The sequence below is a fragment of the Stenotrophomonas sp. SMYL20 genome (assembly GCF_036320045.1).
GTDB classification, from domain to species: domain Bacteria; phylum Pseudomonadota; class Gammaproteobacteria; order Xanthomonadales; family Xanthomonadaceae; genus Stenotrophomonas; species Stenotrophomonas maltophilia_A.
Window position 1 is genome coordinate 1 of record NZ_JAWIRT010000034.1, and the last position, 14,767, is coordinate 14,767.

Annotated in this window: 12 protein-coding genes; 6 read left to right on the forward strand and 6 right to left on the reverse strand. The window is 68.5% G+C overall.

Annotated elements, in window-relative coordinates; genetic code table 11:
• Positions 1 to 326 precede the first annotated feature (326 nt).
• From tilS to V3B48_RS19365, 3 genes are read left to right on the forward strand one after another with little or no spacing between them, the layout of a single operon-like run.
• Positions 327 to 1,613 carry a tRNA lysidine(34) synthetase TilS gene (gene tilS, locus V3B48_RS19355; protein ID WP_329894265.1) on the forward strand — a complete coding sequence of 429 codons (1,287 nt, stop codon included), beginning with the start codon at positions 327 to 329 and terminating at the stop codon, positions 1,611 to 1,613.
• Between the two features lie 36 nt (positions 1,614 to 1,649).
• Positions 1,650 to 1,910: an exodeoxyribonuclease VII small subunit gene (locus V3B48_RS19360; protein WP_005410522.1), complete on the forward strand. Its 261-nt coding sequence runs from the start codon at positions 1,650 to 1,652 to the stop codon at positions 1,908 to 1,910.
• Positions 1,900 to 2,778 (forward strand): farnesyl diphosphate synthase, encoded by an 879-nt coding sequence (locus tag V3B48_RS19365; protein ID WP_049462723.1) that lies wholly within the window; start codon positions 1,900 to 1,902, stop codon positions 2,776 to 2,778. Before V3B48_RS19360 ends, V3B48_RS19365 begins: the two co-directional genes overlap by 11 nt.
• An 85-nt stretch (positions 2,779 to 2,863) precedes the next feature.
• On the opposite strand, the gene V3B48_RS19370 is transcribed toward V3B48_RS19365, so the two are convergent.
• Together V3B48_RS19370 and pmbA are read right to left on the reverse strand one after the other, a co-directional pair.
• Positions 2,864 to 3,235 carry a DUF4870 domain-containing protein gene (locus tag V3B48_RS19370; protein WP_010482972.1) on the reverse strand — a complete coding sequence of 124 codons (372 nt, stop codon included), beginning with the start codon at positions 3,233 to 3,235 and terminating at the stop codon, positions 2,864 to 2,866.
• Positions 3,236 to 3,322: 87 nt separating this feature from the next.
• Positions 3,323 to 4,690, reverse strand: coding sequence for a metalloprotease PmbA (gene pmbA, locus V3B48_RS19375; protein WP_032128994.1), 1,368 nt, complete (start codon positions 4,688 to 4,690; stop codon positions 3,323 to 3,325).
• Positions 4,691 to 4,758: 68 nt separating this feature from the next.
• On the opposite strand from pmbA, the gene yjgA reads away from it, so the two are divergent.
• Entirely contained in the window at positions 4,759 to 5,346 is a 588-nt protein-coding gene (gene yjgA / locus V3B48_RS19380) for a ribosome biogenesis factor YjgA (protein WP_329894266.1), read from the forward strand.
• A gap of 41 nt (positions 5,347 to 5,387) precedes the next feature.
• Here yjgA and tldD read toward each other — a convergent pair whose 3' ends face one another.
• The 4 genes from tldD to V3B48_RS19400 are packed head-to-tail and all read right to left on the reverse strand — an operon-like array spanning position 5,388 to position 12,867.
• Complete coding sequence (tldD, locus tag V3B48_RS19385) at positions 5,388 to 6,833, reverse strand: metalloprotease TldD (RefSeq protein WP_049398683.1); 1,446 nt, start codon at positions 6,831 to 6,833, stop codon at positions 5,388 to 5,390.
• Positions 6,834 to 6,893: 60 nt separating this feature from the next.
• Positions 6,894 to 10,748 (reverse strand): YhdP family protein, encoded by a 3,855-nt coding sequence (locus V3B48_RS19390; RefSeq protein WP_329894267.1) that lies wholly within the window; start codon positions 10,746 to 10,748, stop codon positions 6,894 to 6,896.
• Between the two features lie 30 nt (positions 10,749 to 10,778).
• Positions 10,779 to 12,266, reverse strand: a complete 1,488-nt coding sequence (rng, locus tag V3B48_RS19395) for a ribonuclease G (RefSeq protein WP_010482960.1) — start codon at positions 12,264 to 12,266, stop codon at positions 10,779 to 10,781.
• Positions 12,259 to 12,867, reverse strand: a complete 609-nt coding sequence (locus V3B48_RS19400; protein ID WP_032128990.1) for a Maf family nucleotide pyrophosphatase — start codon at positions 12,865 to 12,867, stop codon at positions 12,259 to 12,261. The genes rng and V3B48_RS19400 overlap by 8 nt, the downstream gene beginning before the upstream one ends.
• Positions 12,868 to 12,998: 131 nt before the next feature.
• Between V3B48_RS19400 and V3B48_RS19405 the strand changes: the two genes are divergently transcribed.
• Both V3B48_RS19405 and V3B48_RS19410 read left to right on the forward strand, forming a co-directional pair.
• A complete protein-coding gene (locus V3B48_RS19405) occupies positions 12,999 to 13,736 on the forward strand; it encodes an SIMPL domain-containing protein (protein ID WP_006382138.1) in 738 nt (245 codons plus the stop codon).
• A 216-nt stretch (positions 13,737 to 13,952) separates the two neighbouring features.
• Complete coding sequence (locus V3B48_RS19410) at positions 13,953 to 14,603, forward strand: energy transducer TonB (protein ID WP_032128989.1); 651 nt, start codon at positions 13,953 to 13,955, stop codon at positions 14,601 to 14,603.
• Positions 14,604 to 14,767: the final 164 nt, after the last annotated feature.

The window sequence follows — 14,767 nt, forward strand, 5'->3', positions numbered from 1 at the left end:
GCCCGAGGCATGCCTCGGGCGGGTTGGGCAGGACGCCCAACCCCGGTCTTGCCGTGTGCGCAGGACTGCGCACACGAGCAAGCGGCGACCGAGCTTACATGGGTGAGGGCGCTTTGCTTGCGAAGCACGGCTTCGCAAGCGCCCGAACGCACAGCCGCCAGCGGCTGGGCCGGGCCCCGGAGGGGGACTTGCAGCGGCCCCCGCAACCGGCCCCACCCCGCCAACCCTCAGGAAACCCGCTTCTGCTGTTGCTTCGGCCGTTGCCGTTGCTTGCGCGTCTGCGGGTGCAGGGCGCAGCCCTGCCGACCAACCCTATACTTGCCGGCGTGAGTGAATTCCCTGCCCTCGTTCCGCTGGATGCGCCGCTGCTGGTGGGCTACAGCGGTGGTGTCGACTCCACCGTGCTGCTGCATTGGCTGTGGTGCTGCGCGCAAGCTTCCGGCACGGCGCTGCGCGCGGTGCACGTGCACCACGGGCTGCAGCCCGATGCAGATGACTGGGTGCTGCACTGCCAGCAGCAATGCGACGCCTGGGGCATCGAACTGGCCGTGCGCCGCGTGCAGGTCGAGAACGGCACAGGCCTGGGCACCGAGGGTGCCGCGCGACTGGCACGACGCGCCGCGTTCGCGGCCGAACTGCGCGACGGCGAAACCCTGGCGCTGGCACAGCACCAGGACGACCAGGCCGAGACCTTCCTGTTGCGCGCCCTGCGCGCTTCCGGCGTCGATGGCCTGGCGGCGATGTCCACGCACAGCCGCCTTGGCGAAAAGCCTCTATGGCGACCGCTGCTGGCGGTGCCACGCAGTGCACTCCTCGACTACGCCCGCCAGCATGCACTGCACTGGATCGAAGACCCCAGCAACGCCGACGACCACGCCGATCGCAACTTCCTGCGCCTGCAGGTGCTGCCGCTGTTGCGCCAGCGCTGGCCGCATGCCGCTGCGGCGATGGCGGGCAGCGCAACGCACTGCGGGCAGACCCGCGAACTGCTTGACGAGGAAGACGCCGAGCTGATCGCACACCTGGAAGTCGCTCCACGCGTGCTGTCGCTGCAGCTGCTACGCCAGGTCTCACCGGGGCGCGCCGCGCGCGTACTGCGTGCCTGGGTGGCCGGCCACGACGCGGCACCGCTGCCGGCCACCGTGCTGCAGCAGGCGCTGGACGAGTTGCTGCCGGCCGACAACGATCGCCAGGCGCGGGTGCGCTGGCACGATCACGCGATCCAACAGTGGCGCGACCACGCCTACCTGCTGCCGGCCCGGCTGCCTGCGCTTCCCCACGAGTGGCAGGCCGAATGGGATGGACGCGCACCGCTGGCACTGCCCGATGGCGGACAGCTGCGCCTGCAGGGCACCCCGGCCTTCGATCGCCCGCTGCAGGTCCGTGCACGCGTGGGCGGTGAGCGCATTCTGCTGCCCGGTCGCCAGCATTCGCACGCGTTGAAGGACTGCCTGCAACGCGAACACCTCGCCCCCTGGCGACGCGCGCAGCTGCCGCTGATCTTTGATGGCCCGCAGTTGCTGGCCGCCGCCGACGTGGTCATCGCCGCACCACTGCAGGCCTGGCTGCAGGCGCATGGCGCACAGTTGCAGTGGCGCCCGGGCGGCTGGTGAATTGACCCCCGCGCGCGGCCCGTCCACACTTGCCGCATGGCCAAGAAGTCCCCCGAAAACGCCTCCCCGGTCGCCCAGTTCGAGCAGTCGCTCGAATCGCTGGAGCAGCTGGTGGAGCAGATGGAAACCGGCGAGCTGAGCCTGGAAGCTTCGCTCAGTGCTTACGAACGTGGCGTCGGTCTGTATCGCCAGTGCCAGCAGGCGCTGGAGCAGGCCGAGCTGCGCGTGCGCCTGCTCAGCGATCCGGCGCAGCCGGAAGCATCCGAGCCTTTCGATCCGCCCAGCCATGACGGCTGAGGTTCTGTTCGCGCGCTGGCGCGACCGTATCGAAAGCCAGCTCGACGCCGCGCTGCCCTCGCCTGCCGAAGCACCGCAGCGCCTGCACCAGGCCATGCGCTATTCGGTGCTGGGCGGTGGCAAACGCATGCGCCCGCTGCTGGTCTACGCCAGTGGCCACCTGTTCGGTGCGCAGCCGGAAAGCCTGGATGCGGCCGCCATGTCCGTCGAACTCATCCACGCCTACTCGCTGGTGCATGACGACCTGCCGGCAATGGATGACGACGCGCTGCGTCGCGGCAAGCCGACCACCCACATCGCCTTCGACGAAGCCACCGCGATTCTGGCAGGCGATGCACTGCAGACGCGTGCCTTCGGCCTGCTGGCCGATGCACCGCTGCCTGCCACGCTGCGCGTGGCCTGCCTGCAGACCCTGGCCCACGCTTCCGGCGCCGCTGGCATGTGCGGTGGCCAGGCGCTGGATATCGATGCCACCGGCCAGCAGCAGACGCTGGCGGCATTGACCCGCATGCATGCCCTGAAGACCGGCGCGCTGATCCGTGCGGCGGTGCGCATGGGCGCGCTGTGCGGCCAGGCCCACGAACCTCAGCTGGCCCAGCTGGACAGCTTCGCCGACGCACTCGGCCTGGCCTTCCAGGTACGCGACGACATCCTCGATGTCGAGGCCAGTTCCGAGCAACTGGGCAAGACCGCCGGCAAGGACCAGGCGCAGGACAAGAGCACCTTCCCCGCCCTGCTCGGCCTGGACGGGGCGAAGGCCCAGCTGCACGAACTCGCGGCACGCATGCAGGCGATCCTGGCCGGATATGGCGAAGAGGCCGATGCACTGCGTGCACTGGCGACGCTGGCGGTCGAACGCGATCATTGATCGCTCGCCGGGCACCGCCCGTCGCTCCCCGCACATGAAAACGCCCGGCAATGCCGGGCGTTTTCAATTCCGCATGCCGCCGGTATTACTTGATCAGGCGCAGTGCGAACGGGTAGCGATAGGCTTCGCCGTTGTTGGCCTTGACCGCTGCGATGATGCTGAACACCAGGCTGATGATGCCCACGATCGGGGCCAGGAACACGCCGATGATCACGATGGTCAGGATCATGCTGATGACCATGGCGATGGTCACGGTGATCTGGAAGTTCAGGGCTTCCTTGGCCTGGTCGGTCACGAAGGCCTTGCCCGCGTCATCCTTGTTGATCAGCCAGATGATCAGCGCGCCGATGAAGCCGGTGAAGATGCCCAGCAGGTGCGCGGCCAGGGCCATGGTGCGCTGGTCGGCCGGCACGTCGGTGGTGGCCGGCGGCGGCGGGACGTTATCGAATTCGCTCACGACAAAACTCCTTTTCATTGGGTGGTCTTGACCCACCAGCACCAAGCTGGTTGCGTCAGGCGGGCATAGCTTACGCCATCGACGCCATCAATCATTACCGGCGATGGTCATCCGCCCCAGCAGGATCGAACCGGTCCGGATGTGCGAGCGCGGGTCGACGTCACTGCCGACCGCTTCGATGCTGCTGAACATCTCGCGCAGGTTGCCGGCGATGGTGATGCCATCCACCGGGTACTGGATCTCACCATTCTCGACGCGGAAGCCGCCGGCACCGCGCGAGTAGTCGCCGGTCACCCCGTTCACGCCCTGCCCCATCAGTTCGGTCACCAGCAGGCCATCGCCCATCTGCCGGGCGATGTCCTGCAGGGAGCCCGCGTTGGCGGCCAGCTGCAGGTTGTGCACGCCACCGGCATTGGCGGTGGTCTGCAGCCCCAGCTTGCGTGCCGAGTAGCTGCCCAGCACATAGCGCTGCAGCACGCCGTCACGGACCAGGGCCGAAGCACGCGTGGCCACACCGTCACCGTCGAAGGCGGCCGAGCGCAGGCCACGGCGCAGGTGGGGCAGTTCCTCGATCTGCATCCAGTCCGGGAACAGCTGCTGGCCAACGCTGTCCAGCAGGAAGCTGGCCTGGCGGTACAGCGCTCCGCCGGACACCGCCGACAGCAGGTGGCCAACCAGGCTGCGCGCTACTTCCGGGGCGAACAGCACCGGCATGGTGCCGGTGGCCATCGAGCGAGGCTGCAGGCGGGCGACGGTGCGCTCGGCAGCACGACGGCCGACCAGGCCCACGTCTTCCAGGTCCTCCCGGGCCAACGCGCTGGTGTACCAGCCATCGCGCTGCATGCCATCGCCCTGGCCGGCGATCAGCGCACAGCCCACCGAATGATGGGTGCCACGCTCACGGCCGAAAAAGCCATGCGAATTGGCGTACACCGACAGGCTCTGCATGCACGAAACCGAGGCGCCGTCGGAATTACGGATCTGCGCATCGGCCTCACGGCCTGCGTTCTCGCAGGCCAGGGCCAGGTCCACCGCCTCGTCGGCCTGCAGCGCCCAGGGGTGCCAGGCATCCAGATCCGGGAAATCGGTGGCCATCAGTGCGGCCTCGGCCAGGCCGGCAGCCGGGTCATCTTCGGTGTGCCGGGCGATCGCACAGGCCTGCTCGACAGTGGCGGCAAGGCTGGCCTCGTTCAGGTCGCCGGTGCTGGCGCTGCCCTTGCGTTGGCCGAAATAGACGGTGACGGCGATACCGCGGTCACGGGTGGACTGCACGGTCTCCACCTCGCCAAGGCGGACATTGACCTCCAGGCCACGATCCTCGCTGCAGCTGACCTCGGCCTGGCTGGCGCCCAGCGCACGGGCGCGGTCGAGCAGCTGCTGGGAGAGGTCGGCCAGCCGTTCCAGCCGGGCCAGGCTGTCGTCGCCGACAGCGACTTCAGGGGCGATCACGTTCAATGCTTTATCCTGTGCGGGTTGGGCCCGGCATCACGCCGGGCGACTTTTTTTGAGATCAGGTAGGAACGATGCGCGGACGCGACGAAGAAACCGGTGAATTCCACGACAAGAGCCGCAGCCAGAACCGGCGCGACGCGCTCGACGTTCTGGCCCTGGGCGAGAAGCTGGTGTCGTTGACCCCGGCCCAGCTGGCACGCCTGCCGATCCCGGAAGACCTGCTGCCGCATATCGCCGAGTGCAAGCGCATCACCGCCCACATCGCCCACAAGCGCCAGCTGGCGTTCCTGGCCAAGCACATGCGCCGCGAAGAAGAAGCCACGCTGGATGCGATCCGCGATGCGCTGGATGCCAACAGCGAAACCGGCCGCCGCGAAGTGGCGATGATGCACCGCGCGGAAGACTGGCGCGAGCGCCTGCTGGCCGAGGGTGACAAGGCGCTGGCTGCACTGCTGGACGACTACCCGCAGGCCGACCGCCAGCAGCTGCGCACGCTGGTGCGCAATGCGCAGGCCGAGAAGGCCAGGAACAAGCCGCCGCGCGCCTACCGCGAAATCTTCCAGGTGCTGCGCGCCCTGATGCTGCCGGCCGCACTGGGCCTGAAGGCCAGCGCCGAAGACGCCGACCCCGTCGACAGCGACGAAGCCGACGAGGACTGAGTCCGCGCCGGCCTGGGCGGTGGCGCTGGCCATCGCCCGGCTCAGGCCTGGGTACCGCCGACCGTGATGCCCTCGATCAGCAGCGAGGGCTGGCCGACACCCACGGGCACGCTCTGCCCGTCCTTGCCACAGATGCCCACGCCCTCGTCCAGGGCCAGATCGTTGCCGACCATGCGCACCTTCTGCATGGTTTCCGGACCGTTGCCGATCAGCGTCGCACCCTTCACCGGCGTGGTGATGCGGCCATCCTCGATCAGGTAGGCCTCAGTGGCCGAGAACACGTACTTGCCGCTGGTGATGTCGACCTGACCGCCACCGAAGTTGACTGCGTACAGGCCCTTCTTCACCGAACGGATCATTTCCTGTGGGTCGTGCTGGCCGGCGCGCATGTAGGTGTTGGTCATGCGCGGCATGGTCAGGTGCGCGAACGATTCGCGGCGGCCGTTGCCGGTCGGCGCCATGCCCATCAGCCGCGCATTGAGGCTGTCCTGCATGTATCCCACCAGAATGCCGTCCTCGATCAAGGTGGTGCACTGGCTCGGGTGGCCCTCATCGTCGATGTTCAACGAACCACGGCGTCCGTCCAGCGTGCCGTCATCGACGATGGTCACGCCCGGGGCGGCAACGCGCTCGCCGATGCGGCCCGCGTAGACGCTGGTGCCCTTGCGGTTGAAGTCGCCTTCCAGGCCATGGCCGACCGCTTCATGCAGCAGCACGCCGGGCCAGCCCGGACCAAGCACCACCGGCATCACCCCAGCCGGTGCCGGAACGGCGTCCAGGTTCACCAGCGCCTGGCGCAGCGCCTCGCGGGCAAAGGCCTCGGGGCGACCGTCCGCGAACAGCTCCTCATACCCGTAGCGGCCACCACCGCCGGCATAGCCGGACTCGCGGCGGCCGTTGTGCTCGACGATCACCTGCACGTTCAGGCGCACCAACGGGCGCACGTCAGCGCCCAGCACACCGTCGCTGCGGGCGATCAGTACCGTATCGACGCCGCCGGACAGGCTCACCATCACCTGCTTCACGCGCGGGTCGGCGGCGCGCAGGTAGCCATCCAGGCGCTTGAGCACCTCGACCTTGGCCTCGTTGCCGATGCCATCGATCGGGTCCAGCGCCGGGTACAGCGCGCGCGCGTTGCCGCGCAGCAGCGACCGCCCGGACTGGGCGCCACCTTCACGCGAGATCGCACGCGCCGACTGCGCCGCCGTCAGCAGCGCATCGGCATGGATGTCGTCGGAGTAGGCGAAGCCGGTCTTCTCGCCGGAAATCGCCCGCACGCCCACGCCCTGCTCGATGGAATGGGCGCCGTCCTTGACGATGCCGTCTTCCACGCTCCAGCTCTCGCGGCGGGCATGCTGGAAATAAAGGTCGCCGAAGTCCACACCGGGGCCGAGCAGCTGGCCGAAGGTGCGCTCCAGGCCAGCGGTATCCAGGCCGCCGGGGCGCAGCAGGCGGTCTTGGGCAAGCGTCAGGGCGATATCAGTCATGGTTCTCGATCTGGGGATGCGGGGGCGCTCAGGCAAGCCCCGTGAACAGGAAAGCCGCGCTCAACGCGAGCGCGGCAGGCCGGTGACGGTCGGCGGAATGGCCGGCGCCGGTGCCGGTACGGGTGGCGGAGCCTTGTCGCGGCTGCGCTCGATCACTTCCACCTTCGGTTCCTTCCATGGACCGGTCACCTTGTAGGTACGGGCGCCAATCTCGCCCAATGGCTTGGACAATACCGCATTGGTGGCCGCGCCCAGCGCCGCCCCCACCGGGCCACCGGCGACCGCACCCACCACGGTCAGCAGATTGCCTGCACGCGGGTTGACGTCGATGGTCTGGTCGAACTGCTGGTTGCGCAGGTCGGCCTGGCCGCGGATGGTGATGTTGGCTGCCGGGCCTTCGATCAGCACTTTGTCGGTGCGTGCCATGCCCTGGCCGAACTGCATGCTGCCGTCGATCTGGTTGAACGCGAAGCCCTTGGAGAAGAAGTCGCGGAAGTCGAACATCAGGCGCCGCGGCAGCTGGGTGACACTGAGCAGGCCCAGCACCCGGCCGGCGCCCGGTTCCAGCTCCAGCAGCTGGCCGTTGCGCGCGTGCAGGTCCAGGCGGCCCTGCAGGTTGCCCAGCTGGAAGTCCGACGGCCCCCCACTCCACGTGGCCTGCAGCTGCGCCTGGCCGGAACCGCCACGCAGCTGGCCGCCGTAGTCGAGGTTCTGCATCAGTCCGCCCAGGTCCTCGCTGCGCACCTGTGCGGTCAGCTCGGTGCGGGCACCACCGGTGCGGCCCAGCCAGCGACCGCTGATGTCGATCTCCTGGTCGGGCGCACGGAAGCGCAGCTCGTCCACGTTCAGGCCATTGGCCAGCGGCCGCGTACGCAGTACCGCCTGGCCCAGCACCACCTTGCCGAACTTCAGGTCGGCGATGTCCAGCGCGAACGGCGGCAGCTTGGCCGGGTCCATGTCGTTGGCGCCGGCCTGTACCCGTGCCGGTGCGGCCGATGCACCCGGAGCCGCCGGCAGGGATTGCCAGTGCACGCGGTCGAGCTGGCCACTGATGGTGCCGCCGTCTGCATTGGGGACGGTCAGGCGCCCGGCCAGCGACGGGCCGTCCAGGCGCACATCCAGTGCCTGCGCGCCCGGGCGCAGCTGCAACCGGGTCTGCTCGAACACGCCACCGATCAGCTTCAACTGGCCGACCTGCACGTCCACCGCACGCAGCGGCATGGCGTCGTCATCACTGCCTCCCCGCGCCAGACTGATCCACTCCAGAGCGTCCAGGGTCGGACTGCGGCCATTGACGGTCAATCCGCTCGGCGGCGGCTCGCGGTCGACATGGTCGCTGCCCAGCGTCACCTGCACACCGGTCTGGTTGTTGTGGCTGCGTGCGGCCAGCGCCAGGCGCTGGCCGAACGCAACGTCGATGCGGCCGGCCCCCATCGGCAGCTGTGCAGCCACGGTGGTCGCCAACGGCTCGGCAGCCGGTTTGTCCAGCGGCGCCGGCAGGTCCAGCCGGGTCCCGACCAGATCGGAGCTCAACCGCAGCTCGCTGGGCGGCGCAGGCGCCCCTGGAGCGACCTTGGGCAGGCTGACCGCGATGGTCCACGGCGAGGTTCCGGTGATGTAGGGCTTGAGCCAGGCCATCTCCGGCGCGCGGTCGATCAGCACGCCAGCATCCAGCGTGGCCGACAGCTGCGATTCGAAGGCCAGTCTGCTGTCGTGCACGTAGCCACCGGCACGCAGGCTCAGGCGACCGTCCTGGCCAAGGTGGCGCACCGACAGTGCCTCGGCATCGAAACCGCCATTGCTGTAGCGCGCCTGCCCCTGCATGTTGTCGAAGGCGAGCTGGAAGCGCTTGTCGACCAGCTTCACGCCGGCCAGATCAACCGTCCCCTGCAGGTGGCCGCCACCTTCATCGTGGTGCAGTGGCTGCAGCAGATCGAAGGTCACATGCGCCGGGCCGGCAGCAGTGAGGTTGTCCAGGGTGTCGCCATAATCCTTGTGCAGCGGGCTCTGCCGCAGCATCGCCAGCAGCTTGCCCGCCTCGCTCTGCGCATCGGCGCGCACATACAGCGGCTGCTGCCCGAAATCCGGAATGCCCGCCTCGAACTTCTGCACCGCCACACCGGCCAGATCGCCGCGCCCATGCATGTCGAAGCCGGGGCCGATGAAGGCGATATCGGCGTCGACCTGGCTCATCAACGGCCAATCGTGCTGGAAACGGATGTCACCGTTGGTGATATGGCCGGTGGCCTCGAAGCGGCCATCGTTGTTGTCGAACGGCCAGTCGTCCAGGTCGCCACTGACCAGGCCGATGCCATTGCGCACCTGGCCGCCGGCCAGCGCCATGTCCAGCCAGTCGGTGGCGCCCTTGCTCATCTTGGAGTGGATCCAGAAGCGCTTGGCCGCAGTCATCGGCACGTCGTCCAGCTTGGCCGCCAGCTGCAGCCACGGCCGCGTACCGTCCCCCTGGAACCAGACCCCGCCGCGCACGTCGGCCGCATAGTCGGTGCCTTCCACGCGCATCGCCGCAGTACCGATACGCCAACCACCGCCCTCGTCGCGCCAGCCCACCACCTGTCCCGCCAGATGCAGGTCATGACGCACACCAAAGCCGGTCGGCCAATCGAACTGCAGCTGCCGTTGCGGCTGCAACTGCAGGCTGAAGCCATCCGCGTCGCCTTCGAAGCGCCCGCCCAGGCCGCGCAGGCCGGGCGAATTGCCCACGCTGGCGAAGCCCAGCGACTGCAGTTCGCCCTGCGCCCACAGCGGGCCATCGCGATCGCCCGCCAGCTGCAACTCGCGCACATCCAGCTGCGGCCTGGACAGGAACAGCCAGCGACGCAGGCCCGGTTCGAGACGATCGCTCAGGGCCAGCGCACGCAGCGCGGTGCCGGCCTGCACTTCGCCAGAACGGACCCGGAGCTGCTTGCCAAGCTGCAGCTGCAGGCCATCGAGCTGCTGCTCGCCCTCTTCGGTTTTCAGGCGCAGGCGCGGCACCTGCAACGCCCAGCCATCAGCCTGGCGCTGCCAGCGCAGGCGTGCCTGCAACCGCTGCAGCTGCAGCTGCGGAGCCGCCATCGAGGGCATCGATGCGCCATCGATGCGGACATCACGCAGGTCCGAATCGGTGGTCACCGCCACCGGCGCGAAATCGCGCAGGGTCAGCCACAGGTTGAGTTCGCCCTTGCCTTCGCGCAGGCGCACACCGCCGGCCGCCAGCAGCGGCGACCAGGCATGGAAATCGACCGGCTCGGCGCCCAGCCAGGCCTGGCCATTGCCGCGCACGCGGTCCACGTCCAGCACCGCCGTCAACGGCAGCGCTTCGGTCTGGGCCCAGGCACGCACGCCTACACGCAGGCGGTCGCCATTGACCCGCAGGCGCACGTCGATGCGTGGCAGCGTGGTGTCGATTCCCAGCCCCGGCGCATGCACGCCCAGGCGGCCTCCGATCACCTGCAGCTCGCCCAGCCGGCGCAGCGCATCCAGCGGGTCCCCGCCATTGGCGGCCTGCGGCAGGCCACGTACCGACCAGCGACCATCCTCGCCCTGCTGCAGGTCGAGCGCCAGGCCACGCAGGCGCAGCTCGGTCAGCGACCGGCCAGGCAACAGGCCGCTGTACATCGATACCAGCACCTCGGCCTCGCCGATCGCCAGGCCCTGGCCGGCGCCGATGCGCAGGCCCTTGAGCTGCAGCAGCGGACCACGCCGGGTCCAGGCGGTCTGCAGCTGGTCGAAACGCACCGGCTGGCCAGCACGCTCGCTCAGCCAGGCGGCAATCCTGTCGGGATGGCGCTCGGCCAGCGGCAGCAGCTGGCTGAAGGTGCCCACCAGCAGTGCAAGCCCGACCAGGCCCACCGCGCAGGCGGCAATGAAATGACGGCGGATCCTTCGCAGTCGCAGGCGCGGCGGCGCGCTCATCGGCCACCGCCGGCCTGCGGCCGGCGAGGATCAGAGCAGAACGACATCGAATTGCTCCTGCAGGTACTGCTCGTCCGCCTGGAAGCGGATGCTCTTGCCGAGGAATTCCTCCAGCTCGGCCACCGCCGCGGATTCCTCGTCGGTGATGCGCGCGACCACCTTGGTCGAGGCAATCACCAACAGGCGCGCGGCATCGAACTGGCGCACGGCACGGGTGATCTCGCGGAAGATCTCGTAGGTCACCGTCTCGGTGGTCTTGATGCTGCCGCGGCCGCTGCACTGCGGGCAGGTCTCCGACAGCTGGCGCTCCAGGCTTTCCACCGTGCGCTTGCGGGTCATCTCCACCAGGCCCAGTGGCGAGAAGTCGTACACCGTGGTCTTGGCATGGTCGCGGGCCAGCGCCTTTTCCAGGGTGCGCAGCACCTGGCGGCGATGCTCGGCATCGTCCATGTCGATGAAATCGATGATGATGATGCCGCCCAGGTTGCGCAGCCGCAGCTGCCGTGCCACCGCCTGTGCCGCTTCCAGGTTGGTGCGGAACACCGTCTCTTCCAGGTTGCGCTGGCCGAGGAACGAACCGGTGTTGACGTCGATGGTGGTCATCGCCTCGGTCTGGTCGATCACCAGGTAGCCACCGGATTTCAGCGGCACCTGCTTGTCCAGCGCGCGGCCGATCTCGTCCTCCACCCCGAACATGTCGAAGATCGGGCGATCACCGCTGTACAGCTCGATCTTCTCGGCCAGCACCGGCATGTACTTGGCAACAAAGGCCTGCAACTGCGCGAAGGTCTCCTTGGAGTCCACCTTCACCTTGTCAACGTCCTTGCGGATCAGGTCGCGTACCGATCGCAGCGGCAGGCTCAGGTCTTCATAGATGTTGCTGCACGAGGCCGCTTCGCGGCCACGACGCTCGACCACGTTCCAAACGCGCGACAGGTAGGCGATGTCCTCGGCGATGGCCTCTGCCGGCTGGCCCTCGGCATTGGTACGCACGATGTAGCCGTAGCCCCCGTGCTGCGCCGACAGTTCGGTCACCAGCGCCTTCAGGCGGGCGCGCTCGGTTTCATCCTCGATGCGTGCGGAAACGCCCACGACCTTGGATTGCGGCAGCAGCACCATGTAGCGCGAGGGAATGCTGATCTGGGTGGTCAGGCGTGCGCCCTTGGTCCCGATGGGGTCCTTCACCACCTGCACCACGATGTCCTGGCCGTCGCGCAGCAGCTCGACGATCGGCACGCTGGACGGCGGCGGCAGCGTGGTGTTCTCGGTATCGGCACTGGCCACCGGCGCCGGCCGCACCACGTCGTTGGCATGCAGGAACGCGGCACGCTCCAGCCCGACTTCGACGAAGGCGGCCTGCATGCCGGGCATCACCCGCTGCACCTTGCCCTTGTAGATGTTGCCGACCACACCCCGGCGCCAACCGCGCTCGATGTGCAGTTCCTGCAGCATGCCGTTCTCGATCACCGCGACCCGGGTTTCGCGCGGGGTCACATTGACCAGGATTTCCTCAGACATCGGCAGCCTCCCTGGCGGCATCGGCAGTTGTGGCCGGCACGCCGCAGCGCGCCAGCAGACGATCGGTATGCAGCAATGGCAGCCCCATGACGCCGGAGTAGCTGCCGGAAAGATGTTCGATCCAGCGCTCGGCCCCGCCCTGGATGGCGTAGGCCCCGGCCTTGTCCAACGGCTCGCCGGTGGCCACGTAGGCGGCGATGTCGGCAGCGTCGATCGGGGCGAAGGTCACTTCGGAAATGACCAGTTCGCTGTCCAGCCCGTCCGCGCCGACCACCACCACGGCGGTCATCACCTGATGGGTACGCCCGGCAAGGCGCGCCAGCATCGCCCGCGCATCGGCGGCGTCAGTGGGCTTTCCGAACACGTCGCCATCCAGTACCACCTCGGTGTCCGAGCCGAGCACGCGCGCCTGCGGGTCATCGGCCAGCACCCGGGCCAGCCCGGCGCGCGCCTTGTCGGCGGCGACCCGGCAGACATACTGTTCGGCGCTTTCAGCGGGCGCGCGCTGCTCGACGACCTCCAGGTCCAGGGCCTGGAAGGGGCGTCCGAGTCGGGCCAGCAGCTGGTTGCGTCGGGGGGAGCGGGAAGCAAGATAGAGCATCGGCACAGCATAACCTGAGGCCGCCACCTGAATCGTCGGCAACCCGTCCCGGAACGTGCGCAACCCCGAACGGGCTCACAGCGCGTTCATCGCTACGACACCACCCTCAACGGCACAACAAGGAGTTCTCCATGCGCCTGACCGCCACCCCGCTGCTGCTCGCCCTGTCCCTCGCCCTTGGAACCTCGATGACCGCCCATGCTGCCCCGTCGTCGCCGTCGATCGCCGCCCCGGCCGAAGGCACCCTGCTGAACATCTCGGCCAATGCCGAAGCCACCCGCGTACCGGACGTGGCCACCCTGTCGGCCGGCGTGGTCACCCAGGCTGCCGATGGCAACAGCGCCATGCGCCAGAACGCCCAGCAGATGGACAAGGTACTGGCCGCGATCAAGGCCGCCGGCATCGCCGAGCGCGACGTGCAGACCAGTGGCGTCAGCCTCAACCCGCAGTACCGCTATGCCGACAACGAAGCACCGAAGATCACCGGCTACCAGGCCAGCAACACGGTCAGTCTGAAGGTGCGCGACATCGCCAAGCTGGGCAAGGTGCTGGACGCACTGGCTGCGCAGGGCGCCAATCAGATCAACGGCCCCAGCTTCGAGATCGACCAGCCGGAACCGGTCTACGACGAAGCGCGCCTGGCTGCACTGAAGAAGGCCCAGGCCCGCGCCCAGACCTATGCGAAGTCGCTGGGCCTGCAGGTGCGCCGCATCGTCAGCATTTCCGAGAACGCTGGCGGCGGCTACCGCCCGATGCCGATGATGCGGGCCATGTCGGCCGGCGCGGCGATGGACAAGGCCACCCCGGTCGCACCGGGTGAGTCGACCGTCTCGGTCAACCTGGACGTGGTGTTCGAACTGGGTCGCTGATCCCGTTCGCCATTGCCGACAAAGGCGGATCCCGCAGGGGGTCCGCCTTTTTCATGCCCGCAGCCGGCGTTGGCTGAAGGCCAGCCCAACGATCGCCCCCCTGCCTCTAGGCAGTGGCCGCCCTGTCGCGCTACTGATGGACTGCCAGCCGCGTGCGGCAACCCCGCCACGGGCCCTGGTGCGTTGAGGACTTCGTCACTGGCATGGAGGTGGACCATGGTTCGTACGTATCCCGTTGCATCCCCGCATTTCGACCCCGCCCGCGTTGCCGCCTGGAGCGCGGCCATCGCCCTGCATCTGCTGGCCTTCCTGTTGCTGCTGATCCCGGCGACCTACCAGGCCGTGCAGGTCCCACGTGACAAGACTGCGGTCAGGCTGATCGAGAAGATCCCGCCACCGCCCACGCCGCCGGTTCCGATCACGCCGAAAGAGATCGTCCAGGTGATGCCGAAACCCCGGACGCAGCCGGTAGCACCGCCCCTGCCCGCACCTACCGCGACCGTGGAGGAGACCCAGGGCATCGCACTGCCGGCCGCCGAACCGGCTCCGCCCCAGCTGGCACCGAGCATCGACACCTCCACGCCTCTGGCCGGCGCCCAGCTGCAGTACCGCAGCGCCCCGCCGCCAGCCTACCCGCTGGCGGCACTGCGCAACCGCGAGCAGGGGACGGTGCTGTTGCGGGTAGAGGTGGACTCCCACGGGCAGCCGGCGGTGGTCAGCATCGAGCGCAGCAGTGGCTCGCGCAGCCTGGACCAGGCCGCACGCCAACAGGTGCTCAGGCACTGGCGCTTCGAGCCGGCCCAGCGTGATGGCGTGGCCGTGCCGGCCATCGGCATGGTACCGGTGCAGTTCTCGCTGCCGGACTGAGGTGATCGCCGGCCCGGCTGCTTGCCGGGCCGGCGCTTCCGTCCGGACGGGTACGGACGGAACAGGATCAACTGTTATTGATTAAGCAAAAATTCACGACTTCGTCACCTGTCGGAAACCTAGATTGGTCCGTCCCGGAATCTTCCGGAGACAGCCCTCAACGC

Bases quoted from the DNA above. Each gene is read 5' to 3' on its own strand.
- V3B48_RS19360 (WP_005410522.1), top strand. From the start codon at position 1,650: ATGGCCAAGAAGTCCCCCGAAAACGCCTCCCCGGTCGCCCAGTTCGAG.
- V3B48_RS19365 (WP_049462723.1), top strand. From the start codon at position 1,900: ATGACGGCTGAGGTTCTGTTCGCGCGCTGGCGCGACCGTATCGAAAGC.
- yjgA (WP_329894266.1), top strand. From the start codon at position 4,759: ATGCGCGGACGCGACGAAGAAACCGGTGAATTCCACGACAAGAGCCGC.
- tldD (WP_049398683.1), bottom strand. From the start codon at position 6,833: ATGACTGATATCGCCCTGACGCTTGCCCAAGACCGCCTGCTGCGCCCC.
- V3B48_RS19390 (WP_329894267.1), bottom strand. From the start codon at position 10,748: ATGAGCGCGCCGCCGCGCCTGCGACTGCGAAGGATCCGCCGTCATTTC.
- rng (WP_010482960.1), bottom strand. From the start codon at position 12,266: ATGTCTGAGGAAATCCTGGTCAATGTGACCCCGCGCGAAACCCGGGTC.
- V3B48_RS19400 (WP_032128990.1), bottom strand. From the start codon at position 12,867: ATGCTCTATCTTGCTTCCCGCTCCCCCCGACGCAACCAGCTGCTGGCC.
- V3B48_RS19405 (WP_006382138.1), top strand. From the start codon at position 12,999: ATGCGCCTGACCGCCACCCCGCTGCTGCTCGCCCTGTCCCTCGCCCTT.
- V3B48_RS19410 (WP_032128989.1), top strand. From the start codon at position 13,953: ATGGTTCGTACGTATCCCGTTGCATCCCCGCATTTCGACCCCGCCCGC.